Annotated in this window: 22 protein-coding genes and 1 riboswitch; of the genes, 15 read left to right on the plus strand and 7 right to left on the minus strand. The window is 47.6% G+C overall.

Annotated features, from left to right (window positions below; all coding sequences use genetic code 11):
• Positions 1 to 404: 404 nt before the first annotated feature.
• Positions 405 to 1,397 carry an ABC transporter ATP-binding protein gene (locus IQ260_RS08995; RefSeq protein WP_193992768.1) on the plus strand — a complete coding sequence of 331 codons (993 nt, stop codon included), beginning with the start codon at positions 405 to 407 and terminating at the stop codon, positions 1,395 to 1,397.
• On the plus strand, positions 1,397 to 2,380 hold the full coding sequence (locus IQ260_RS09000) for a DMT family transporter (RefSeq protein ID WP_193992769.1): 984 nt from the start codon (positions 1,397 to 1,399) through the stop codon (positions 2,378 to 2,380). The genes IQ260_RS08995 and IQ260_RS09000 overlap by 1 nt, the downstream gene beginning before the upstream one ends.
• Positions 2,381 to 2,390: 10 nt before the next feature.
• On the opposite strand, the gene IQ260_RS09005 is transcribed toward IQ260_RS09000, so the two are convergent.
• Positions 2,391 to 2,774, minus strand: a complete 384-nt coding sequence (locus IQ260_RS09005) for an allophanate hydrolase-related protein (protein WP_193992770.1) — start codon at positions 2,772 to 2,774, stop codon at positions 2,391 to 2,393.
• Positions 2,775 to 2,901: 127 nt separating this feature from the next.
• Between IQ260_RS09005 and IQ260_RS09010 the strand changes: the two genes are divergently transcribed.
• Complete coding sequence (locus tag IQ260_RS09010) at positions 2,902 to 3,372, plus strand: DUF2656 family protein (protein ID WP_193992771.1); 471 nt, start codon at positions 2,902 to 2,904, stop codon at positions 3,370 to 3,372.
• On the opposite strand, the gene IQ260_RS09015 is transcribed toward IQ260_RS09010, so the two are convergent.
• Positions 3,357 to 4,337, minus strand: a complete 981-nt coding sequence (locus tag IQ260_RS09015) for a phosphotransferase enzyme family protein (protein ID WP_193992772.1) — start codon at positions 4,335 to 4,337, stop codon at positions 3,357 to 3,359. The two genes, IQ260_RS09010 and IQ260_RS09015, sit on opposite strands and share 16 nt — an antisense overlap.
• A 58-nt stretch (positions 4,338 to 4,395) precedes the next feature.
• Positions 4,396 to 4,550, plus strand: a riboswitch (cobalamin riboswitch).
• 366 nt (positions 4,551 to 4,916) lie between these two features.
• Here IQ260_RS09015 and IQ260_RS09020 point away from each other — a divergent pair.
• Genes IQ260_RS09020 through IQ260_RS09030 form a run of 3 tightly spaced genes read left to right on the plus strand, consistent with a single transcriptional unit; the run spans position 4,917 to position 8,934 of the window.
• A complete protein-coding gene (locus IQ260_RS09020) occupies positions 4,917 to 6,935 on the plus strand; it encodes a TonB-dependent receptor plug domain-containing protein (protein WP_193992773.1) in 2,019 nt (672 codons plus the stop codon).
• 23 nt (positions 6,936 to 6,958) lie between these two features.
• Positions 6,959 to 8,155: an ABC transporter substrate-binding protein gene (locus IQ260_RS09025; RefSeq protein WP_193992774.1), complete on the plus strand. Its 1,197-nt coding sequence runs from the start codon at positions 6,959 to 6,961 to the stop codon at positions 8,153 to 8,155.
• Positions 8,152 to 8,934, plus strand: coding sequence for a metallophosphoesterase (locus IQ260_RS09030; RefSeq protein WP_193992775.1), 783 nt, complete (start codon positions 8,152 to 8,154; stop codon positions 8,932 to 8,934). The genes IQ260_RS09025 and IQ260_RS09030 overlap by 4 nt, the downstream gene beginning before the upstream one ends.
• On the opposite strand, the gene IQ260_RS09035 is transcribed toward IQ260_RS09030, so the two are convergent.
• Positions 8,912 to 9,469: a type III secretion system chaperone gene (locus IQ260_RS09035; protein ID WP_193992776.1), complete on the minus strand. Its 558-nt coding sequence runs from the start codon at positions 9,467 to 9,469 to the stop codon at positions 8,912 to 8,914. The genes IQ260_RS09030 and IQ260_RS09035 overlap by 23 nt on opposite strands.
• A gap of 90 nt (positions 9,470 to 9,559) precedes the next feature.
• Between IQ260_RS09035 and IQ260_RS31455 the strand changes: the two genes are divergently transcribed.
• Complete coding sequence (locus IQ260_RS31455) at positions 9,560 to 9,706, plus strand: transposase (RefSeq protein ID WP_193992777.1); 147 nt, start codon at positions 9,560 to 9,562, stop codon at positions 9,704 to 9,706.
• A gap of 15 nt (positions 9,707 to 9,721) precedes the next feature.
• Here IQ260_RS31455 and IQ260_RS09045 read toward each other — a convergent pair whose 3' ends face one another.
• Both IQ260_RS09045 and IQ260_RS09050 read right to left on the minus strand, forming a co-directional pair.
• Positions 9,722 to 11,656 (minus strand): amidohydrolase, encoded by a 1,935-nt coding sequence (locus IQ260_RS09045; protein ID WP_193992778.1) that lies wholly within the window; start codon positions 11,654 to 11,656, stop codon positions 9,722 to 9,724.
• A 225-nt stretch (positions 11,657 to 11,881) separates the two neighbouring features.
• A complete protein-coding gene (locus IQ260_RS09050; protein WP_193992779.1) occupies positions 11,882 to 12,997 on the minus strand; it encodes an EAL domain-containing protein in 1,116 nt (371 codons plus the stop codon).
• Between the two features lie 1,226 nt (positions 12,998 to 14,223).
• Here IQ260_RS09050 and IQ260_RS09055 point away from each other — a divergent pair.
• The 3 genes from IQ260_RS09055 to IQ260_RS09065 all read left to right on the plus strand — a co-directional run bounded on the left by IQ260_RS09055 (position 14,224) and on the right by IQ260_RS09065 (position 19,093).
• The gene (locus tag IQ260_RS09055; protein WP_193992780.1) at positions 14,224 to 17,817 is read left to right on the plus strand and encodes a G8 domain-containing protein; all 3,594 of its coding nucleotides are present in this window, start codon (positions 14,224 to 14,226) and stop codon (positions 17,815 to 17,817) included.
• 23 nt (positions 17,818 to 17,840) lie between these two features.
• Entirely contained in the window at positions 17,841 to 17,996 is a 156-nt protein-coding gene (locus IQ260_RS09060; RefSeq protein ID WP_193992781.1) for a hypothetical protein, read from the plus strand.
• A gap of 143 nt (positions 17,997 to 18,139) precedes the next feature.
• Positions 18,140 to 19,093, plus strand: a complete 954-nt coding sequence (locus IQ260_RS09065; RefSeq protein WP_193992782.1) for a response regulator — start codon at positions 18,140 to 18,142, stop codon at positions 19,091 to 19,093.
• A 140-nt stretch (positions 19,094 to 19,233) separates the two neighbouring features.
• On the opposite strand, the gene dps is transcribed toward IQ260_RS09065, so the two are convergent.
• Positions 19,234 to 19,776, minus strand: coding sequence for a DNA starvation/stationary phase protection protein Dps (gene dps / locus IQ260_RS09070; RefSeq protein WP_193992783.1), 543 nt, complete (start codon positions 19,774 to 19,776; stop codon positions 19,234 to 19,236).
• Between the two features lie 388 nt (positions 19,777 to 20,164).
• On the opposite strand from dps, the gene IQ260_RS31855 reads away from it, so the two are divergent.
• From IQ260_RS31855 to IQ260_RS09085, 3 genes are all read left to right on the plus strand, one after another.
• On the plus strand, positions 20,165 to 20,380 hold the full coding sequence (locus tag IQ260_RS31855; RefSeq protein WP_228015754.1) for a helix-turn-helix domain-containing protein: 216 nt from the start codon (positions 20,165 to 20,167) through the stop codon (positions 20,378 to 20,380).
• 6 nt (positions 20,381 to 20,386) lie between these two features.
• A complete protein-coding gene (locus tag IQ260_RS09080) occupies positions 20,387 to 21,292 on the plus strand; it encodes an AraC family transcriptional regulator (RefSeq protein WP_193992784.1) in 906 nt (301 codons plus the stop codon).
• Between the two features lie 77 nt (positions 21,293 to 21,369).
• Positions 21,370 to 22,212 carry a helix-turn-helix domain-containing protein gene (locus IQ260_RS09085; RefSeq protein ID WP_193992785.1) on the plus strand — a complete coding sequence of 281 codons (843 nt, stop codon included), beginning with the start codon at positions 21,370 to 21,372 and terminating at the stop codon, positions 22,210 to 22,212.
• Between the two features lie 34 nt (positions 22,213 to 22,246).
• Here the strand turns inward: IQ260_RS09085 and IQ260_RS09090 are convergent, their stop codons facing one another.
• Positions 22,247 to 22,594, minus strand: a complete 348-nt coding sequence (locus IQ260_RS09090) for a ferritin-like domain-containing protein (RefSeq protein WP_228015755.1) — start codon at positions 22,592 to 22,594, stop codon at positions 22,247 to 22,249.
• A 621-nt stretch (positions 22,595 to 23,215) separates the two neighbouring features.
• Between IQ260_RS09090 and IQ260_RS09095 the strand changes: the two genes are divergently transcribed.
• Both IQ260_RS09095 and IQ260_RS09100 read left to right on the plus strand, forming a co-directional pair.
• Positions 23,216 to 23,557 carry a histidine kinase dimerization/phospho-acceptor domain-containing protein gene (locus IQ260_RS09095; RefSeq protein WP_193992787.1) on the plus strand — a complete coding sequence of 114 codons (342 nt, stop codon included), beginning with the start codon at positions 23,216 to 23,218 and terminating at the stop codon, positions 23,555 to 23,557.
• Positions 23,558 to 23,646: 89 nt separating this feature from the next.
• On the plus strand, positions 23,647 to 23,896 hold a 250-nt coding region (locus IQ260_RS09100; protein ID WP_193992788.1), incomplete at its 3' end, for an SDR family NAD(P)-dependent oxidoreductase.

Genomic DNA, 23,896 nt, shown 5'->3' on the forward strand with positions numbered 1-23,896 from the left:
CCTTTGGATGGGGACTGAGTTTCCCTCCTTGGTAAGGGGGACTAAGGGGGGTAATGCAGGATTTTAGGCTCTAGCTCGAGATTTATGCACACGGTAAATAGCTAGAGGGGTTGCTCAGGGCTTTCCTCCCTGAAACTCTCCTGTTCGTGGGGGCCTAGACTCCCCCACACCCCCCGAAAGGGGTTGTTGTTTGTGGCGAATATTTCGGTAAGGGCGGAGTTACGGTGGGGTTTAGGGTAAATATTGTCCCACCGCTATGATTTTTATATTTCCGGAGCCGACTTCAAAGTCCTTCTCCCTGGGGAGAAGGATTTAGGATGAGGGCTCGATATCTCAAGCTACTCTTCGACTTTTAAACTAACTCTCTTTCTTCTGCTTTATCCTGACTAGTTTTTTATTTCCCTATGCTTGAAGTTACTAATCTCACGAGACACTTTTCTGTTGCTTCTAAAACTCCTGGCTGGTTTCCAGGTGGGTCTGGAGCGCGATCTCTTCATGCTGTGGATGGCCTGAGTCTCACGATTCAGCCGGGGGAGAGTGTTGGCCTCGTAGGAGAGTCTGGATGCGGTAAGTCTACGTTGATTCGCTTAATCTCACGGTTGCTGGAGCCTACGGCTGGGAGTATTGTCTTTAATGGGGCTGATATTGGTCAGGTGTCGGTGGGAGACTTTGCCCATAGTTCCCATCGGGCGAAGCTGCAGATGGTGTTTCAGGATCCGAGTGATAGTCTTAACCCGCGTTTTACGGCGTTTGATACGATTACGGAACCGATCCGGCGTTTGGGGTCAAAGCGGGATCGCCAGCAGCTTCGGCAGCGGGCATCTGAACTGGCTCTGCAGGTGGGTTTACCGCAGGAGTTGCTGAGTCGGTTTCCGCATCAGCTGTCTGGGGGGCAAAAGGCGCGGGTGGGGATTGCGCGGGCAATTGCACTCAATCCTACGTTGCTGATTTTGGATGAGCCGACGTCGGCGCTGGATGTGTCGGTGCAGGCGGTGATTTTGCATTTGCTGGCGGATCTAAGGCAGCAGCTGAATATGAGCTATTTGTTTATTTCCCACGATCTGAATGTTGTGAGGTTGCTGTGCGATCGCATCTTGGTGATGTACCTGGGTAAGCTGGTGGAAACGGGGCCGGTGGATGATGTTTTTCTGCGGCCCCGGCATCCTTACACCCAGGCGCTGATCTCTGCTATTCCTTCGTTTGAGGCGAGTCCTCAACGGATTCCTTTGACGGGAGAACCCCGCAGCCCAATTAATCCATCGCCCCATGTTTGTCGTCTGTATGGCCGCTGCCCAAAAGGAGACGAGCGGTGCGAGCAAACGGCGCCGGAATTGCAATCCGTTAACGACTATCATCAGGTGGCCTGTCATTATCCACTCCAGCCTGATATGTTTTGATGCTGCCACCTCGTTCTACCAAACTGTTAGGCATTGGTTTCGTTTTAGTCAGTGCCCTGGCGCTATCGCTGCAGAATGTAATCTTACGGTTGTTTTTTACGTCTAGTCTGTTGTTTGGTCAGATTTCGTTTGGTGGGTTTGTGACTCCGCAGCTGGGCAATGTTGTACTACTGTTGGCCATGCGCATGGCGGTCATGGCGCTGCTGCTGGCGGGGCTGGCTCCCTGGCTATATCCTAAGACGTATGGTGTTCTTCTAGCACTGCCTAGAAAGCCCAAACTTCTGGGTACGGTGGTGGCTAGCGGTGTATGTTTGTTTTTGGGGTTGACGCTGCTTTATACGGCCCTGAGTCAGGTGGCGGCGGGAGTTGCGATCGCAACATTCTTTATCTATCCAGCCATTACGGTTCTGCTGGCGTGGCAGTTTTTTCGCCAGGCTCCTCGAGCCTATCAGCTATGGCTCATGGTGATTATTTTCGCAGGGGTGCTACTCACCACCCTCACATTCGGGTCTGAGGTGGCGGTAAATCCAGTTCTGGGTGGCCTATGTGCCCTCGGAGCCGGACTGAGTTTTGGGCTGTACGGTATTGTTGCAGAACTCTCGCTCAAAGCCCAGCGATCTCACCAAGGACTCCATCCTATCCCCTTTTCGTTGGTGACATTTGCCTTGGTGGCAGCGCTAGCCGGTCTGACGCTGCTGGTCAATCAGTCAGTTACTATCACCGCTGCGGCATGGCCCCCCGTCCTGGTCATGACACTGTTCTCGGCCATCCTCACCCTGATTGCCTATGTTTTGAATAACTCTGGCATTCGTTTGATTGGGGCCTCATTAACGGCACTCCTCAGCGCCAGTACTCCTGCATTGACCACTCTCTTTGCCTGGTGGGTGTTGCAGGAGACGCTACAGCGACAACAGATTATCGGCATTGGTCTAGTAAGCATCGGAGTAGCGATGCTCAGTCTCAAATCTCATCGAAGCGATTAGCTGTTGCTGACTAAACAGTCTCTATATAAGCCCGCCAGCCGCCATATTGGGTGATTTCTTTTTTCCCATCTACCGTTAGCGGTTCTCCAATCACCCCCAAAACCTCTTCCCCATCGTGAAGCTTGACTTTGCCAATGGCCAAACCTGGCGGCTCCTGAGAGAGAATAATACCCAACCCGGCCAAGGGCACATGCCACACTTCGACCGCAACAGCGACACCGCCCGTTTTAACTTTGATCATAGCAGGATAGTTATCGTCTATGGTCCAAAGGCGATAGCTAGGCTCTGTCTTGGCATCTCGTTCAAATGTGGCATCTACATTGAGCAGGTTAGGGTTGAGAGCAAGGCCGCGCATAAGGGTGCCGTTAACGGCTAGTTTGAGGGTCTCAGTCATTGATAGTCTGAAAAATGGAAAGCCTGAAAATAATAAGGCATTATTCCCAGTTTGACTGTGTTCAGGGTGTCGCCGTCACTGCATACCGCTGATATCCTATTTAAGGCCCCCCTTCCTACAGGCACCTATGACATCAACAACCCGGATGCTCCTTTCCCACAACTGCACACTCCCCAAAGGCACAGTGTCCCTACTGAGCCGTGACGACTTTGCTAATATTTTTATTACGGGTTTAGCAGCTTATTCCGATGTTCAATGCAGCGCCGTTGATAATCCCCACTGGATGGTTGAAGTTCTATTTGATGCCCAGCAAAAATCACCTACCGATGTAGCCAAACTGTGTGCTCAAAGCCTGGGTTCTCAACGATTGGCCGAGCCAGACAAAACGGTGAGCAGTCACACGGTGATGCTACTCGGCGGGGTCAAAACCACCCCAGCCATGGGCACGTCTCCAACGTCACTGCAGCCTGGCGAATGGGGAGTGGATGTGGTAGAGACAGTTGCGCCTGAGCAGTTTTTAGCGGGTCTAAACTGGGATACGGTGACGGCCACCAAATCTCCTGAGCAGATTTTTAAGGTTATTCACGTTGTTGAGTAGTCGATCGCTTCAGATACCTGTCTGAGAAAGTTGATATGAAAATCCATATGCCGATCATTGAGCCGACCTTTAGCAAAATCTGGGGCATTTTCTGCATGTACGCCTAAAAGCCAAACATCTCGAATGGCGATAAAGGGCTCCATTAAACTTAAATCTAGATCAGATATCTCTCTTTTTGATTGATAACTCTCTAGAAACCCAGACCACAGCTGCTCTTCTTTGTCTAGAAGTCTGATTACCCATTTAAATGTAGCTAGATCATAGATACGCCAGCCAAACCCACAGCAGTCGAAATCAAAGTGTGTGACTGTTCCCTCACTTGCGTGGGCATTCTCTCCATGAAAGTCTCCGTGGCAAAATCCATAGTCAAGGTTGTCTGTACCGACTGAATTCACTAGGCTCGATATCCTGGTCGCTAACTCATTTAAAAACTCCCAGTCTGCAGGTCTATGGATCAAGTAAGGTTGGATATGTGCTAGGGGTTCATTAAGCAGGTGATTTAGATCGAGCTGAAAGCGCTTAGACGTTGGCCTAAACCTAGCTGAGCAACAGTGTATGTCTGCCGCAGCCTGGCCAAATATAACAGCATCTTTGGCATCGTCAAATCGTAAAATATCGCCCTGAGCATACTGAGTGATCATCACATACCGTTCGCCTTCTGGAGCTAGAATGGAGGTGATAAATTCACCGTCTTTTCTGGCCACCGGCACGGCAACATGAGCACCTTTTTGCTGTAAATACAATAGTACTTCCAGCTCAAATTCTATTTCTGAGCGCGATCGCCAACCCTGTCGATATACGCGCAACATAAAACTCTCTTTCCCTGCAGATAATTTATACGTATCATTGAGACCTCGATGCCAAAACTCACAGGTGTCGGGAGCAGGGATACTATAGTGCGGTACAACTTTTGCCAGCAGCTCAGATGGACATAGGGTCGAGTAGGAGGCTTCAAGGGTCAACATAGGCTGCGGAATGGCGGGATTACTAAATCTGAATCTTTTAGATTTGAACGGTGTGATATGATCTCACCACTGTATCGGTTCTAGTGGGGAACAGCCACTGGAATTAATGGGGAAAGCGCAGTGAAAATCTGCCACTGTCCCGCAGCTGTGAAAGAGGTTTACCTTTGGTTTATGCCTCTCAGTCAGAATGCCCGCCGATGCTATGTCCCCCAAAACATCTGCGAGGTACGGATAGTGAATCAAGTATTTTTTGCTCAGCTTGGGCTGCGATCGCAACCCTATCATCAGCGGCTCTGTACGACACTGCCAGAGTAGCTTGGCCCTAGCATCTAAAAGATACATCTCCTAGGTGAATTTTCTTCCTCAAACTCTCTCCTAGGTAGAGGAATTTTAAGCTAGGAAAAGTTACCGATCCTCCATAGAGTCTAGATGTTATTCCCTTTTTAAGCGAGGGAGAATCTTTTAGTCTTTATAGCTCTCGCCAATCTCCCTCAATCCCCTTTTGGAATTGCCGTATAGGCGATCCATCGGTCATTGCTCAATACACTGCCTCCCCTCATCCCGAAAAACTTGTCTACTATGTCCAAACTCCCTGTTTCTCTAACTCTCCTACCGTTTCTACTCGCAGCCCCTGCATTAGCTGAAGAAACACTGGCCCTAGAAGCCTCTCCCACCTTAGCTCAGGCTGATGACGACGGTATCCTCCGCATTAACGTGGTTGAAAGTATTCTCGATCAGCCTGTTTACTCCCCCTTCCGCCGTGAAGGCACCATTCGTGAATCCACACAGCCCGTTTACGTGATCAACCGTGAACAAATTGAAGCCCAGGGAGCCCGCACCGTAGATGAAGCGCTGCGCTATTTGCCCGGTGTTCTGAGTTCAGGTACGGCAGGCGGTCAGCTGGGTAGCCAGAGCGGTCAGTTTATTCGCGGTAATGGGTCGTCTCAAACGCTGATTTTGTTGGATGGTCGTCCCATTAACGAGGTCGGGGCTTTTGGCGCTTTTGACCTGGCCAACTTTACCACCGATGCCGTAGAACAAATTGAAGTGCTGCCCGGTGGCGGCTCGGTGCTGTATGGTTCCAATGCTATCGGCGGCGTGATTAATATCATTACCCGCAGACCACTGGAAGCAGAAGGTATCGAGACCACCGCTGGTGTAGATATCGGTAGCTTTGGCTATAACAGTCAGACGCTGCAGGTACGCGGCAACACTAATAATGTGGACTGGACCCTGGGCTATAACCGCACTGACTCGAATAATGATTTTCCCTTTAGCCTGGCCACAACGGATTTTGAGGGGACTCGCACCAACGCAGAGGTGCTCTACAACAACCTGAACCTGCAGCTGGCGACCAATATTAATGAGCGCAATCGTATCCGGTTTGGAGCACTGTATCTGACCAAAGATTTAGGGGTGCCCGGTGGGGTACCGGTACCCGGTAGCATTTCGGGCGGGTTTAACGGGCTGACCCCAGATGACAATCAATACACCGAAGACCTACTGCTGGACCTAACCTATGAAGCAGATTTGGGCGAGGACTCGCTGCTGAGCGCCCGAGTATTTGGTGATTTTGTTGATACAACCTTTACAGATCCAGTCGCGGACAACAGTTTTGAAAGTCCGTCAGAGGATAATGTTGAGCAAGTATCTTGGGGCGGTCAGCTACAGCATGCCTGGCAGTTTGCTGACAATCAAAATATTACCTACGGCATAGACTATCGCAATGTCCAAACCGAGAATGAAACGACGGATTTGCTCACTGGTCTTGTAACCAGCAACTATGATGACAGCATTAACCAAACGGGCATTTTTGCTCGCTATCAGGGGGATATAACGCCGCGTTTTAGTCTCAATGCCGGTATTCGCCAAGATTTTAACGATCTTGCCGATGGTTCTTTTACATCATTTAATCTGGGTACCCGTGTGGCCCTGACTGATACGACTAACTTGCGCGCTAATTTTGGCCGTAATTTTCGGGTGCCGACGCTGGCCGATCTCTTCTTTGCCCCCTTTAACAATCCTGACCTAGACCCTGAAACAAGTCTCGGGTTTGATGTGGGTATTGACCAAGAAATTGGCGACCGAGGTTTGTTGCGGTTTACCTTTTACCGGACTGAGGTGGACGATGCCATTAACTTTGACCTGGCTAGTTTTACGCCGCAGAACATTGGCCGGGTGGAGTCTATCGGTATTGAAACAGAGCTGAACTATCAGGTATTTGATCAGGTGTTTGCCTTTGCCAACTATACCTGGAATCGACCGGAGATTAAGGACGGACCCAACTCAGCCGACAATGGTAACTCGGTGCCCTTTACCAGCGCAGACAGCTTTAATCTGGGGGTGGCCTATGAGCCAGGCGATGGGGTGTACATGGCGCTGCTGTTGAATGCTATTAGCGATGTCTTTGTCGATCGGGGAAATTTGGAGGAGCTTGATAGCTACACAACCGTGGACTTTAAAGTGCGGCTGCCCTTCAACGACAGCTGGGCATTAAATGGGAGTATCAACAACATTTTTGATGAGCAGTTTGAGGAATTTCCTGGGTTTCCGGGGGTGGGTCGCAATGTCCAGATGGGAATAAGAGGAACATTTTGAGGGTGCAGAGGAGGGGAGAGATCATGGGTTGGTCTAAGCGGCGGTCACTGGCTTTCTTGTCATGCCTGTTGGTAACGACTGGTTGCCAACAGGCACCTACTGTCTCTCCTCCTTCTCAAAGTTCTGCCTGTGTAACAGATTATCAGGCCGATAAAGATTATTTCCCTGACAAGGTTCAGCCAGAATACTCCTCGGGCTTTTCTGTCGATTATTACAATCACTACAAGGTTGTAACGGTGACTCAGCCATGGAAAGCGGCTGATGAGACGTTTGAGTACGTACTGGTTCAGTGTGGTACGCCGACTCCAGACGGTTTTGAGAATGCTCAGGTGATTCAGGTACCGATTAGGACGGTGGCGACACTTTCCACCACCTATCTGCCCCACCTAGAGCTGCTGGGCCAGGTAGAAGCCCTGGTGGGTATGGATAATTTTGACTTTGTATACGCTCCCGCCGTGCGTCAAAAGATTGATCAAGGTGAGCTAATAGAGTTTAACTCTGGTAGAACTCTCGACATCGAAAGACTGCTGGTGGCTGGTCCTGATTTGGTCATGGCCTACGGGACCGGCGACCCCGATAGCGATAGCTACGGACGCATTATGCAGGCGGGACTGCCGGTGGCCTTAGTGGGGGAATATGTGGAAACCTCTCCCCTGGGGCGGGCTGAATGGTTAATATTTACGGCGTTATTTTTTAATCAAGAGGCCCAAGCCCAGGCGATATTTACGGATATTGCCACGGAGTATGAGTCGCTGGTGGAGCTAACAGCCCCCTTGGCAGAACGCCCCACAGTGTTTACAGGTTTTAGCTATGAGGGCACCTGGTATATGTCGGGGGGCCAAAGCTATGCAGCCCAGTTGTTAAAAGATGCCGGTGCCGATTATCTTTGGGCAGATAGCGACTCCACGGTTACCATTCCGTTAGATTTTGAGTCGGTATTTGACCAGGCTGCTGCTGCCGATGTGTGGGTGAATGTGAGTCAGGATTGGTTGAGCCATGGGGATGCGATCGCATCCGACCCCCGCTATGGCAAATTTGATGCCCTCAAACAAAATAACGTCTTTAACAACAATGTTCGCATGAATGACTTTGGCGGCAACGACTATTGGGAAAGCGGTGCCGTTAACCCCCACCTAATTCTGGCAGATCTTGTTAAGATCTTTCATCCAGAGTTACTCCCTGACCATAAACTGGTTTATTACCAGCAGCTAGAACCATGAGCGATCCTATTCTGTTAGCCCAGGTTACCGATAGTCATTTACTGGCTCAGACCACGGGTGAACTTAGAGGCTGTAATCCTTGGAATTCTTTGAGGACAGTACTCCAGGCCGTCAGTCAGTGCAGCCCCAACGGACTGCTGCTAACTGGAGATCTAGCAGAACAGGGGGACAGCGAAGCATATGGACATTTAGTCGATGAGATCGCACCGCTGGGTCTGCCTACATACTGGCTGCCAGGCAACCATGATTGTCTCCCCACCCTGCGGCAGGCATTGCAGGATTTACCCCGCAATCAGGGGTTAACATCCGTCGATTTAGGTCCCTGGCAGATGATTCTGCTAGATTCTGTTCTTCTACATGCCAAATTTGGTGAAGGTTATCTGTCTTCTCAAGAGTTACAGCAGCTCCAAACCTATCTACAAAGCCAGCCTCATAAACCGACCCTGCTTGCCCTGCACCATCATCCAGTTCCTGTTGGCATTGATTGGGTAGACCAAATGCAGGTGCAGAATGCTGACGAGTTTCTCACGTTGGTTAAGCAATTTTCCCATGTCAAACTAGTTGTCTTTGGCCATATTCACCATGAGTTTCAGCAGCAGTTCGACAGCGAGCTTAGTTTTTATGGGTGTCCGTCGACGTATTTTCAGATTACGTCACCAGAGACAGGCGTAACTGAAACAAGATCTGGGTTTCGATTACTTTGGTTGTACGGGGATGGGAGTTATCGGACAGAGGTGAGGCGGATTGGTGAGGCTACTAAATTTGTTCTAAATCGCTAGGCTGCTGCCGCTGCCGCAGACCAAAGTTCAGCTCATTACTGGAATAAGACGACCCAAACGTTTCTGCTAGGCTCACCACCTGACGGAGAGCGGAGCGAAAATTATCCCCCTGCAACGTGCTCAGCGGATGCACATAGACAGCAACCACGGCCCCATCGGTCACCGCATAGCGAGCATCTAAGGCCGTATGAAAATTAGCCGCCAGCATTGCCTGCACCTGCTGCGCCGTCAGCTCCTCCACCGGCACCACCGGACTAAATACCCGCATCCGATCATTACTGGCATCGGCTAAAACAATGACGGCTCGACCCGCCACGCTAAAGCGCCACTGGCCATTTTCCCCCTCAACATTGCTCACCTCCGACTCCAGGATTTGCTCTAGCCGTGTCAAGGTCATCGGCTGCAGCTGCTCTGTGGTCTGGGCACAGGCTGTCGTGGTAATCAGCGGCAGCGATAGGGCGATGGAGCCTGCGATCGCAAATGCTACAGGACGAGTCAAAAAAGTCATGGCGGAGGGCGAAAGGATCACAGTCATCCTAAATATCCAACATGAGCCAGTCCTGAGAGTTCCTTAAGAGGTTTCATTGGCTCGAAGAACACGGTGTAGTGACCCCCAAAAAGACGCTTGGGAAATCCCACCATTCACGTCAGATTTTCTCGTACGGACTGTCGTCTCTGTCCCAGTCGGGATCAGTGTACGCGAAGCCAAAGTGACCCAAGGACACTCACGTTCCGGCCTCAAACAGCATCCATTACTACTCAACCCCCTTGATCATCTTTTTTGGGATTAGCAACAGGCACAAACCAGGCCACCCCAGATGTGAGACAGGCTGCCCGTGCTCGACAGGTTAATGGGTTGATTTTGAGGCATTACTCTACGGGAAACAAGTCGGGACTGATTGGCAGAGGGAACCAAAATTCTTGAGGCGTTGTGGTATCCGCCGAAATAGTTAACAGGGGACCAATCAGGGCTAACCGGCAGCGGTGGTGGAGAAAGCGAGCTAAAGTCGGCCGAAGCGTACACGGGTTTACCATCCACAATCGTTAGCACCGATTCGAGGTGTTTGATCCGATCTTCGGGGACTGAGAAAAAGTCTTCAGAGAGCACGGCTAAGTCAGCTAGCTGCCCCGGCACAATCGCCCCCTTATTGCCTTCCTGATTTGAGAACCAGGCGGCAGCGGTTGTATAGAGTCGTAAGGCTTCCATCCGATCCAGGCGATTGGCTTCGGGATAGAGCGGGGTGCCGCCGACAGTTTTGCCGGACACCAGCCAGTATAGGCCCACCCAGGGATTGTAGCTGGCCACTCGAGTGCCGTCGGTGCCGCCGGAGATGGGTACATCCATCGCCATAATTCGCTTAATCGGGGGGGTGCGACCAGCGGCTTCAGCACCATAGCGGTTGATAAAGTATTCTCCCTGGTAAGCCATGCGATGCTGGATGGCGATGCCGCCACCAAGGGCTTTAACCCGCTCTATGTTGCGATCGCTAATCGTCTCTGCATGGTCTAAAATCCAGTGCATGTCCCCGAAGGGAATTTCGCGGTTGACCGTCTCGAAGATGTTCAAAAAGCGGGAAATCGATTCATCGTAGGTGGCATGAAGCCGAAAGGGCCAGCGATTCGCCGCCAGGAGTTGGATTACCTCAGTGAGGTTGGCTTCCATGTCAGCGCCTAGGGTGGGGCGGGCCTCAGTGAAATCTTCAAAATCCGCTGCCGAGAAGACCAGCATTTCTCCTGCGCCGTTGAGCTGATAAAAGTCATCCCCCTGCCCCGGCTTAGCGATGTCAATCCACCGCTCAAAATCGCCTTTCTCCGCCCCTGGGTTCTGGGTAAAGAGGTTATAGGCCACCCGAACGGTCATCAGTCCGTCTTTGTGGAGTTGGTCAATAATCTGATAGTCCTGGGGATAGTTTTGGCCACCCCCACCGGCATCAATGACGCTGGTGATGCCTAAACGGTTCATCTCTCGCATATAGTGGCGAGAGGAGTTGATCTGATCTGCTGCCCCAAGAGTTGGCCCCTGGGCAATCGCCTGATAAAGAATGGTGGCATTGGGTGTAGCGACTAGCATGCCGGTGGGGTTACCGTTGCTGTCCTTTTCAATCACGGAGTTAGGGGGCGGCGGCGTCCTGCCATTAATGCCCAGCGCTTGCAGTGCGGCCCGGTTTAGCAAGGCGCGGTCGTATAGATGTAAGACAAAAACGGGTACATCCTGGGAAACCGCGTTGATTTCCGCCAGGGTGGGCATCCGGCGTTCAGCAAACTGAAACTCATTCCAGCCACCAATCACCCGCACCCACTGGGGGGCAGGCGTTCTCAGTGCCTGCTCCTTCAACATTTGCAGGGCATCGGTAAGGGAGGGTACCCCATCCCAACGTAGCTCCAGGTTGTAGTTTAGTCCGCCGCGAATCAGATGGGTATGGCTGTCGTTCAGGCCCGGAATTACCGTGCGGCCATTGAGGTCGGTCATCTGGGTGCGATCGCTGCGATAGGCCATCACCTCTTTTTCAGTTCCCACAGCCAGAAATCGATTTCCCTGAATCGCTACAGCTTTGGCAAACGAGCGGCGACCGTCCTGGGTGACAATCCGGCCATTATGTAGAATCCAATCAGCTTTTTGAGCAGTATCGGCAGGATTCTGCGCCCAGGACTTGCCCCGATCAATTAGACGGGTTGAAAGTCCTGCGGCCAAAGCCCACTTGAGAAACTCTCTCCTTGACATGATAGTATGCTCCTAAATCTGGCCATGAGCGGCATAATTTGATTGTTAGGCAAAACCCAATTTTAATCTTGCGAGTTCTTGTAATCTCCGTTAGATTCTTGCGATCTATCTTTCGATGCAGCTAATCTTAGTAACAGGCAAATCTCAGATTCCTCGCCAGCGATGTCCCACAGTTAAAAAGACCTACTCCAAACCAATTCTATTGAGTTGTTCAGTAAGCCCTATTTATATACCAAGTAGTTGTTTTTGTGTTGTGCTCAGCTCGGATTGAAGAAGAAGTTCATGGAATCCCCTAATTATTTGGCTACACCGCCGAATAAATTGATGGGCCCAACACCGAAGATCCTCTTCTTGCAGCGAATCTAGCTGAATTTCTTGGTTCCAACTTTGCAGTAGTTCTTTCTCATTATGAGGAGTTAGTGAAGTTAACCACGACTTTGTTGGCTTTGTGGCCTGCCAATATTTGGCAACTAGAACGTCTCCTAAAAAAGTTTGTGCAAAATTACGCAGTGTATCCATTGCCGCCAAATACACTACTAACTTATGTATCTGTTTAGCTATAAGGGCTATGGCTTGGTGTGATTCTATTGGATATGAAAGTAAATACCCTTGGCCATATGTGCAGCCTAAAGTTTCAACAGCATTTAGCTGTTCTTGCGTTTCAATTCCTTTTGAGATAACCGCAACATCACTCATCCCAGCGATTTTTATCATTTCATCGCAAAGCATTCTACACTGAGAACTCTTTGCGAGTTGTTGAGTGCATTGAGTACTTAGCTTCAGGGCATCCACTGGTGGTAAAACTTTCAGACATTGGAAAAAAGCTGGCGAAGGTTCAAAATTATCGATGCAAATAGACATATTTCGCATCTTTACGTAAGTGATAATCTTGCGTGCCATTGTCAAATTTTTCGCAGTCCATTGAGCTGGGATTTCTAACTGTATTTGAGTGGGCTCCAAATCAATCTTCTCAAAGATTTCTTCAACAAAGCTATATACCTTTGAATATGATAACTGTCTCTCAGATAAATTAATGCCTAGATACAGCGCTTTTTCAGATGAATGATACACTTGCCATAGCTCTATCTGCCGACAAGCCTCATAGAACATCCATTGATGATACTCTTCATAGAATCTAGATTGCGCTATCAAGTCATGTAAATTCCCTTGATACAGCTTGGCCCGGTTTGACTGCCAGGATACTAAGGTCTCAAACCCATATAAGTCCTTGCTTTTCAATGAAAATATAGGCTGATAGCGAAGCTTTAGCTCTCGCCTGAAATAAGGAGAAGCGAGGTAAACATTCCTAGAATGATATCTGATTACATCTCGAGATAACATAGACAGTCCCTCAAAAGCCCTGTGACACAAATGAATACTTAGTAACCAGATGCTTTATGAGTAAAGTACGCCAGTAATACTTTACGCCTGTAATCAAAATGTGGAGCTGAATCTAGGAAGACCGACTCTCTTTACCTAGCCACCCATGAACCACTTTCTAGGACAACAAATCATCAACTTTTCGTTCCCTTCTCTCTATAAAAAAACCTTGAATTTACCTGCTCAGGCAGTCAGTTACATAACAGTCTCGATTGCGCTAAATACATTCTGGCTGCGTGGGTGAGTGGCATGCATTCAGTGCTCATGAGAATCGCTCTCTATTAATTGCCAAATAGCATACTAAACGTTAACTTTGGCTGTCTGTGGGTAAAAGTGGAGTTTTGTGTGACAATCAATGATCTGTGCAAAAATACGGTTGCAATATTGCATGATTTGATGTGTGCAGCCATACCTTAAAGGCTCAAGTATCGTTATGGTGAGCCTAAGGCCTGACTGATGATGACTCTAGCAGCAAACCCTACTTAGACCACAAATTAGAGCTATGAGCACACACTATGGCACAGACGCTTCTAGCTTTAAGCTTATATCCTTAGGCTTAGGGTGCGAAGAATAAATACAATTGTTTTTGGGCATTGTTGAGATGAGGGATGAACGAATTCGTCGAACCTCGATCAATTCAAGTTTACGATTGTTAATTCATCTCAGAAATTAGCAATGCCATTTTCTATTGCTAGAGTTACCCAGCCTTTCAGCAATATGTGCTTGTGCTATTTGTCAGGTTTGAACGCTTATTTGTAACAGCGTGTCATCTGGCTAGAAAGTTAATTTAGCCCCCTTGAGAGCTTAAGCTCAAAAAGCTTGAAATTTGTTTTGAAGGCTTAAAAGATTTAGCTGCTCTATCAAAGAGAAGATAATTGTTCGGCTTCTTAAGCCTGCGGTTGTGTTTCTGTAGTAGCTGACAATGCGTCTTTATCTATCCCGCAATACATCACGCAGTCAGCCATAGCTTGACTTAAGCCTGTCTAGAGCATTTGTTTGATTGAGTCGCCTTTACTGTAGATACTCACAAAGTTTGATTGCTTTCCGCCTTTTGTGGTTGGCTTTATATGTTGCCTAGATGCTGTTAGTTAGAGGACAGCGTTTAGATTCTAGCAGCATATTTTCTACCCTATTTATCTCGGAATCAGGACTGCATTTGAATCCTGATGTTAATAGCGAATCAACATATGAATACGCACATACATAGCACAGTGTCAGACGAAATGAATGGCATGGAGGCTCACAATACAGTGAGCGATGCCAATGCGGTGCATGATCATGGAACGAACGACCATGTAGTTCATGCAGATGATCCAGCTAAGCACAGTGAGCATTTAGCACTCTTTGATTTGCTCTCACCGGAGCAGGCTACCCATCGTGCGATCGCAGATGGTAATTGGTCTGACGCAACCACATGGGAAGGCGGACGGATTCCAGGAGAAGACGCTGATGTGTTTATTGGCGAAGGCGTTTCAGTGACCTATGATGTCGCCCCAGGCAGTAATCCTGAACTGCACTATGTGCGGGTCAATGGCGAGTTACATTTTGCTACCGACCAAGACACCGCCATGAAGGTAGATACCCTCATGACCGATGTTGCTTCAACTCTCACCATCGGCACCGAAGAGAATCCGATGCCAGCGCATTTCACGACGGCCATCGAGATTGCAGACAACGGTCCCATTACTGATTTTCGGGATATTGATCCGCTTCAGCTCAGTCGAGGCGTTGTCACCCACGGCAAAGTATCGATCCAGGGAGCAGAGAAAGAATCTCACCTAGTCATGGAAGCTGCAACGGCTGGCGATACAACAATTAACGTCGAAGGCGATGCCAGTGGTTGGCAAGTGGGTGACACGATTGTTGTAATCGGCACCAAATACTTGGGTGAAGACCAAAATGGTCAACTTGTTACCCAAGATGAAGAAGTGACCATCACGAAGATTGAGGGGAATACGTTTACCCTGTCTGAGGCGCTTGAGTACAATCATGTGCCACCGGAAGGCCATGGCGATCTGGATGTTTATGTGGGCAATGCCTCCCGCAATATCCGCATCTTCAGCGAGAATTCAGGGATTGAAAATCAGGATGATGTGCTCTCGCGCGGTCACGTTATGGTGATGCATAACCCGAATGCCGTGATTCGCAATGCGGAGTTCACCGATTTGGGGCGCACCAATAAATCCATTGCCGCCGATGATGCGACAAAAAACAACCATGGTAAAGTTGTTTCCCTTGACCCGACCCAGGCCGATAATGTTCGCGGTCGCTACTCCCTGCACCTGCACCGAACGGGTGCGACGGATGGATCTAGCCTTGCAATTTTGGAAGGCAATGCGGTGCATGGCAGCCCTGGTTGGGGGATTGTTCAACATGACTCCCATGCCAATATCAACGACAACTTTGTCTATGACATTGTCGGGGCCGGAATTGTTGCCGAAACTGGGAATGAAGCCGGTGAATGGAATAGTAACTTGGTCACCAAAGTCATCGGTGGGAATGAGAATACGGGCGCGGGTGAGGGCGTCAATGATTTTGGCAACGAAGGGCACGCCTTTGAAAATGTCTCGCGACTGATCATCCAGCAGGACAATATTGCAGCGAACTCTCTTCGGGCTTGGCATTTCCGCGAGGCTCAACTTCAGATCGATCCCGATCCGGATGCTATGCCGCTCAATTTCGACCCGTTTGCCAAGCGGATCGATCCGACGGCACCCGCAATTCTAGACTTCGAACGCAATACCGCCATTGGGGTTCAGCGGGGGTTTGATAGTAATCACCGCATGAATCACCTCGACAACGAAGTGATCAATGATATCGAAGACTTCACCGCCTGGGAGGTGGAGAGAAATGGCGTCAATATGTATGCCACCAATAACTACACCTTTGAAAACCTAACGGTAATTGGGGCAGAAAATGCGTCCCGTCGAGTTAGCGGTATCCAGTTCTCTCAAGGGGTCGATAGCCTAATTGTCAATGGTGGGCATTTTGAGAATCTTGATACGGTCTTTACTGGAAACGGGTTTTATGCCTATGATGCCACCAAAACTCACAGTGAAAGCGCCCTGATCGATGTCACCAGTACAAACAATAACCAATGGTTTGACAACGGTGGGGCACCTGAGATTTTCTCATCAAATGATATCAGCAGCAGCGGTGTCGCTGAGTTCACCCCCGATGAATACGCTGACTTTTCCATCTCACCGGACAGCATGTATGTTCATATTGCCGGTACCGTAACGGATGGTTTAGGAGAGCGGCAATACGGTGTCTTTGATATGACCCACCAAATCGTCAACGCCGAACATCAAGAGTTTGGCATTGAAATGGAACTTAGCGCTGACACCCTTGAGAGCCACCTTCAGCGCTATGGCGTTTTCGAGGACGCTAACGGTCTTTATACGACCCTAACTCTCTTTATGGGTGATCGAGTAACCGGTGATAACACCCCCCGGACCATGAAGATTACCTTGGAGGGATTTGACCGCTCTTATATTGATGGGTTGGTGGATGTAAAAACCCCGTTGGCCAGTCACGCCAGCTTGATAGAGGCGGATTCTGCCAATACCCTCTATCGGCAAAACATGATCGACTACAGCAGTTCAGCCAGCACCGACGGCGATGATTATATCAAAGCTGAAAAAGGTGACCGGACTATCGATGGCGGCAACGGTAACGATCGGATTTTTACCGGTAATGGCAAGGATCATCTTGATGGCGGTGCCGGAAATGACGAAATCTGGGGCTTCGATGGTGACGACATTATCATGGGCGGCGAGGGCGCAGACAGACTCTATGGTCAGCTGGGATCTGATCTGATCTATGCCAGTGTTGAAGATATCATCGTCAATGCTGGCACCCACCAAGAAGGAACCACTGGCGATACGGTTGTGTTCGAAGGTAGCCGTTCTGACTATCAGATTCTCTCCTATGTCGATAATGTCCAGTTCTTTGTCAGCGACGGTCAAAATCAGGTGCTGGTTCAAGAGACCGAATGGCTTGAATTTAGCCAAGAGCAGACTCGCTTCCGTCTAAAGGATAAAAATAACCCCTTTGAATTTGACGGAAGCGTTGATGAACAATACTACTTTGACTATGCTGAGTCTGTTGGAGGGGGATTCAAGCTGGCGCCAACATCTGCTCAACCGCCATTGGACGAAAACGATAGTCAGAACGATGGCCACGATCATAGTCCATGGCCTGACACGGATGATGTGCCCTCAGATGTAGAGATACCGACCGATGAAGGACATGGCCATGATGGCGTGCCTGGAGATGCTCCAGACAATGGGGGCTCTGAAGATGTGCCTACCCCAGATGGCCCTGATGGTATTGAGCTGGACACCTACATGGGCACAGCGGGTGATGATGTGCTGCGTAGCCAGCATGAGCCAGCCCAACTCCAGGGCGGTCTAGGTAATGATCGGCTCTATGGCGGCAACGGCAGTGATGCGCTCTACGGCAATGCAGGCAACGACTTTCTGCATGGCGGTGCGGGTCAAGACTCGCTTCACGGGGGTGCGGGTCAAGACATCTTCCGCATTGGTGGCAATCACGGAACCCATTACTGGCGGCGTGAAGAGTTTGCCACTATTAACGACTTTACAATGGGAGAGGATACGATTCAGCTCCATGGTCAAGCGAGTGATTTTCGGTTGGGTGCCACAGCGGATAGGGCGGGTGTTGGTATTTTCCAAGGCAGCAATAATCTGATTGCTGTTGTTGAAAATGTCACTCCAGACCAATTAAATTTAGAGGACAACAACTTTAGCTACGCTTAAATGCTTTAGAGCCACCAGTAGCGATGCCTCGCAAGATGAGTATCTACTGGTGGCTCATAGTAATCGATGAATCCAATGCGATCGCAACACTGAGAGTCTATGGTCAGGCAACATCACTCAAGCCACACAATCACACACAACCTTTTTCGTTAGATAAAGTGGGATTTTGTGGCCAATAGTTACGGGCATTGCAGAATTAAGTCATTAAATTCATGATAGATGGCCTAAGTTAGGAATAAATAATTAATCAGGCTTTGCTATTCCTCATTCTTATGGGTTAACTCACCTGCATTTATAGACAAAATTATACATGAGGTACTTCATGCCCAGAATTCTGTTGATAGAAAAAAATGAGCTGAGCTGCAGAATTCTAGAGCAACAGCTTAAACGTAAGGGTTATGATGTGATTACGTCTACTGAGGGAGGAGATCAGGGCATTGTATTGGCTATTACCGCCTCTCCAGACTTAATCTTAGTAGGTACGGAGTTACCCATGATCAATGGCTGGCAAGTAGCTAGAATTCTGAAGGAATCTACAGTCACTCAGAAAATACCGGTTATTATCTTGACAACACCCATCTCACTTACAGAGTTGGCAATGTTATCTGATTCTCACTATGATGGCTATAGCTTGAAACCAATTAATATCAAATCTCTTTTAGGTAAGATTGAAGCCTTGTTAAAGGGATTGTCAGTTGCTATAGATGTGGACACAGATACTCAGGATAGGTCCGTTAGCCAGCAGAGTCACGTTCAAAAAGAAGAATTGCGGAACGTGAATAGTGCTACACCTCTGCAGAGAAAAACGTTAAATATAGATATTTCAACCTATAAATCTTGTCAAAAACAAGTATCGGCTGGACCGATGATATTTTATATTGATAACAACTTAGTGGACAGTCACGCGGTGGCTAAAATTTCTCAGGATGCTGGTTATACCTATGCCAGCTATACCGACTCTTTTCAGGCTCTACCGTTATTAGTGAAATTTCAGCCTCGGCTTATTTTATTAAGCGCCAGAATGCCTGTCGTTGACGGTTATGAACTGTGTACTAGGGTTCGTCGCATCTCCGATATTGAAAATACCCCTGTTATCATTATGAGCAATAACGATAGCGTTGTAGACCGCATGCGTGCCAAGGCTGCGGGTGCTTCGACACTGTTGAAAAAGCCCATTCAAGAAGCGCGTGTCTTGAGAGTGTTACAACAGTATCTACAGCCCATCGAGGTTGGTCGGACCATAAAATATAATCAACAGTATCAATATGGGTTTTGACAGCCCCCTTGACGTTGTATCGGGAGAATAGACACTAGCGCAAGTTTTGGTGACTCGCACTATAGCCTCACCTCATCAAAACGAGAGACGCTATAAAAAAACTACCGTTAGGTTAGATAGAAACTAGCTTAGTCTTCTGGTTAGTTAGCCTGCAAGTGAGAGTCCAGCAGCCACAAAGATTTATCAATGGTACGAGATATTTCAGTATAAAGATCTGATGTGTCGGCATCTCCTAGATCGGCAGTTTGTTCAATGGCGGTTCTTAACAGTTTTGCATAGATAGCAAGGCGTTCAGCGAGGGTAGCCAGATGTTCCTTACCATTGACGCTGTCCAGATTATATTCCGGTAGCTCTGAATATCGGGCAGCTATTCGAACAGTTCCCATGGCGGTACTCCCTAAGCTTGTGATTCGCTCGGCAACCATATCGATATAGGTTTCTAGCGGTGCGGCAATCTCGTCAAAGAGATTGTGCAGCTGGTGAAAGTTCATTCCTTTAACGTTCCAATGGGCCTGTTTGACTTGGCTTTTTAAGTCGAGGGTTGTGAATAGGGTTTGGTTGAGTAATTCAGTGACCTGAACTCGGATATCTTCAGGTAGGTCGTGGTGAGTGGGATAGACCCTGACTTTTTTGAACAGTTGTGAATCTTCGTCACTGTTATCTATATGTAAATGATTGTTCATAAAAATGCAGCGGCGGTCAGTTTAGTGGTTTAGCTCAAATGATTGACCTGAGCAAGGTAATTCTATGACGATGCGTATTGCCTATCTTCTCTATTCTTGTAGAAATGACTATGATCTTGCTGTCATCATGTTATGAAAAACGATCTATGGGGCTGTGGCTTGGGGAATGCGATCGCACCAATAGCTAGATCAAACGTGTAAGCTTTGAAAGCTCTATAGACCAACAGTTTTAGGTAAAGGTGCTACGAATACCAGTAGCACTCAGTACGCAACTGTAATTTTACGTAGATTGAAATTTTCCCCACAATTTCCCATTTTTAACCACAGACTTTTATGAATGGCTTGATGTATGGTTAGCTTCGAACCATATATCTAAGATGAGTCAGTATTGTTTCTGCCGGTTGTTTCATCAGTCCATAGGGATCCCCCCTATCAATATGTAATTTGGCAGCGGGTAGAGCAGGCTAAGCAATTATTGAGACGAGATCGGCAAGTGGCAATATCTGACGCTGCCTTAGACTGCGGCTTCGCCAACCAAAGCCATTTGTCTAAACACTTTCGTCAACTCACAGGCACCAGCCCCAAAGCCTACCGAAAGAGATAGATAGAAATGGCCCAGGTAACGTCTTCGGCATTGCAGCCTCGAAAAATAGATCGATATGGCAATTTATGTCCTGAGGATTTACTGTGCTCTAGCATCAGTAAATCCTGGCAAGGTTTTGAGATAGAACAGCATCAAACCTCCCCTGGTGAATCCCCAGTGGTTGCCTATGACAGGCATCTAATTGCTATTCAACTGACCGGACACAATACAGTGAGGTATGACTTTGATGGGGCTCCCAGAACCCATTCATTTACTGGTGGTGGGCAAGTTGCGGTCGTTCCCAAAGGCGTGCCTCATCAAGGTCGTATTCAACAAGACATGTTGTGGATTGCAATCTATCTCGGTTCTGATTTTGTGACCCAGGCTGTTTATGAGTCGATGAATACAGATCGCATCCACTTTTTACCATCTCCTCCCCTCAGGGATCCACTGATTCATCAGATTGGCCGTTGTCTCGTCAAAGATGCTAGTGCAGAAGACGATCAATATGGACATCTCCATGCTGAATCTCTTGCTAATACTCTCGCTGTTCACCTGATTCAGAATTATGCAACGGATAACCCCATCGTCCGTGACTATGAAGATGGCCTCTCACGCTACCAGCTTAAGCAGGCGATTGATTATATTCAAGCTAACCTTGACCAGACAATTAAGCTAGCTGATATTGCTACTCTCTTAGGCATGAGTCAATATTATTTCTGTCGTTTATTTCGACAGTCTATGGGGATCCCGCCCTATCAATATGTGATTCGGCAACGGGTGGAGCGAGCTAAACAACTGTTGAGACGAGATCGGCAGGTAGCCATATCTGACATTTCCCTAGAGTGCGGCTTTGCCAACCAAAGCCATCTATCTAAGCACTTTCGTCAACTCACAGGCACCACGCCTAAAGCCTACCGTAGAGGTCAATAAGTCAACGTCTCAAGCAAATAAGACTCCTGTTATCTAGCTAAATCCAATGTGTTCACTTAGCTTATGTCACCAGTAAAATGCGCCATTACGATCTTGACTTACAACCGAAGGATGAAATGCCTTGCCTGGGCAATCGGTTTGAAACTGATCAGATTACCCTAGACTTAAACACAGCCGATCCATTCTCCGTCAATTTTGCCTGTCCTGGACAGGTTTTTTCATTGCAATTAGGCCCCCGCCACTACTCCATCGCACTCAACAGCGATCGCCTACAGAAACGTCAGTTAACAGCGGGGTCAATCACCTTCTCGCCAAAGAATACGACCGTTAAATCGCAAACAGGCAAGATCAATTCTGAGTTTCTAGCATTTTCCATTAAGGATGCCCTGTTTGTAGAGGCAATGGACGCAGCTAACTGTTCAGAAACCCAGATACGCCCCATCTATGATTTTCATCATCCAGACAACGCAGCACTGGGTAGTCTCCTGCGACGCTTTATTCTCCAACCGGCAGGGCGCAGTCAGCTTTATGCAGAAACCCTATGTACGCTGTTGCTCCATAATCTGATGGTAGGATTGTATAACCAATATGAAGATATACCATCGCAGCTCTCCTCTCCAAGCATTAAGCTAGTGTGCGATTACATAGAAGAGAATCTAGCTCAAAATATCTCGCTTAAAGAACTAGCTTGCTTGGCCAATATGGACCAGTATCGGTTTTCCCGGTCATTTAAGGCAAAAATGGGAGTGTCTCCCTATGCCTACGTTTTAGAACGTCGAATTGCATCTGCCCGCAAATTAATCGAAAATAGTCAACTGTCTCTGGCTGAGATCGCCTATGACACCGGCTTTAGTTCTCAATCACATATGACAACGACCTTTAAGAAACGGCTTGGAATAACACCGGGAGTACTCAGATAAGATAAGAAGGTGTTATCGTTACCAGGCTTAAATTTCATTGAATGTTCAAGATGGAAATAGCCTGATTCAAATTTAACATTCCAGAATTAACTCTTTCTAAGAGGTTTTGCAAAAGCCTCTCAATGGGCTGGTCATTATCTTGTTGGAGTAGAATTATTAAAAAATCAAGATCTCGAACAACTTGTTGATGATCGGCTAATAATTGATCCATAACAGATTTAGGAGCGGTTATAGATGGTTCCTCCTCACTGATTGAGGACAGTTTCAAAAGCTGTGAATAATGACATGGGATGGTTCCTCCGCGCTTGTTGATAGCCTCAGCCAAGTCATCTGAGATATGGTCTAGCAGATGATGATCGCCATCTAGCAAAGACTTGAGCATACTTTTGGGTGATACTCCCAAAGACCATATAAAACAACGAACCTTAGCTCTTAAGACAACGATACTGGCTAATACTCTGATCAGTCCGTTAATAAGTGTCGAGAGATTTGACATACTTTTGATACCGTTCAAGGTCTTAGTAAAGGGACTCTCAATGATAGTGACTACTTTTGAATAACGTCTTTTATAATTTAGAAATTATAAGATCTTGCGCCACGAAAATGCTCTCATAAAATAATAGTCAGATCTTGAAAGTGCCATTTTTTGAAATACTCTGACTCTAAAGACTGATAAAACTCAGATATCAACGGTTACATACCCATTCAACATGTTGAATCTAATCAAAAAAAGCCTATCGGTAGTTTCCAAGAGGATAAAAAACGAAAAATTTAGGCTTTTATATAGACTTGAAAAGCATCTCAGTCATGAATATTCGAATGCCATCAGGCAATATCAGCAGATACCAAAAAATAGCTCCTTTAACAAGAAACGAATACTTTTCAACAAGAATATAGTAGAAAGCCTTTGTCCTTACTTTATATGCTCAAAGCCAGCTAAGTTTATTGATCAAGAGTCCTAAATTTCAATGTGAACAAATGAGCTTCATTGAAGCTGAAAATCATGAACATACAATCTCAGCTATCTACCAGAGATGAATTAGAGTTAGGCCCATCGCTTAATAGTGCTGACTTTGGTAGTCGTTTAGCGTCCACCAAGCATGAAGCCCGTAATGCGCTAACCGTTATCAGAGTAGGCCTTGAATCTTGCCAACGCACCCAACTATCCCCTGCAGTCAACAATAAAATCACAATAATTGTCAGCGAGGTCGATCGGCTTAACTATTTACTCAATGAGTTATTAGCCCAGAATAATCATTCCAAACTTCAGTTTGAGCTACTCTCGCGGCTAGAGTCAGGTACATCGTTACCATTGTGCCTGACGACTAACCCTCCACAAAGATAGAACTACCATAGCAAGATAACAACAGAACATACTTTTTCTCCTTCATAGGATAATTATCGTAGTTTGTAGATAAAATGGAAATAGAGACTATGACTCGATTGAATGGAAAGACAGCAGTGATTACCGGTGGTACATCTGGTATTGGATTGGCAACTGCACAACTTTTTATCAAAGAAGGTGCCAACGTTATTATCACTGGACAAAATGAGACTCGACTACAAGAAGCCGCTAACAAGCTAGGTAGTAATGCTATTCCGGTTTCAGTTAGCGTTCAACATTTAGAAAATATTGATAATTTATTTGGTCAAATCAAGATACTAGTAGGTTCTATTGATGTTC

The sequence above is a fragment of the Leptolyngbya cf. ectocarpi LEGE 11479 genome (genome assembly GCF_015207065.1).
Lineage (GTDB): Bacteria > Cyanobacteriota > Cyanobacteriia > Phormidesmidales > Phormidesmidaceae > Leptothoe > Leptothoe ectocarpi.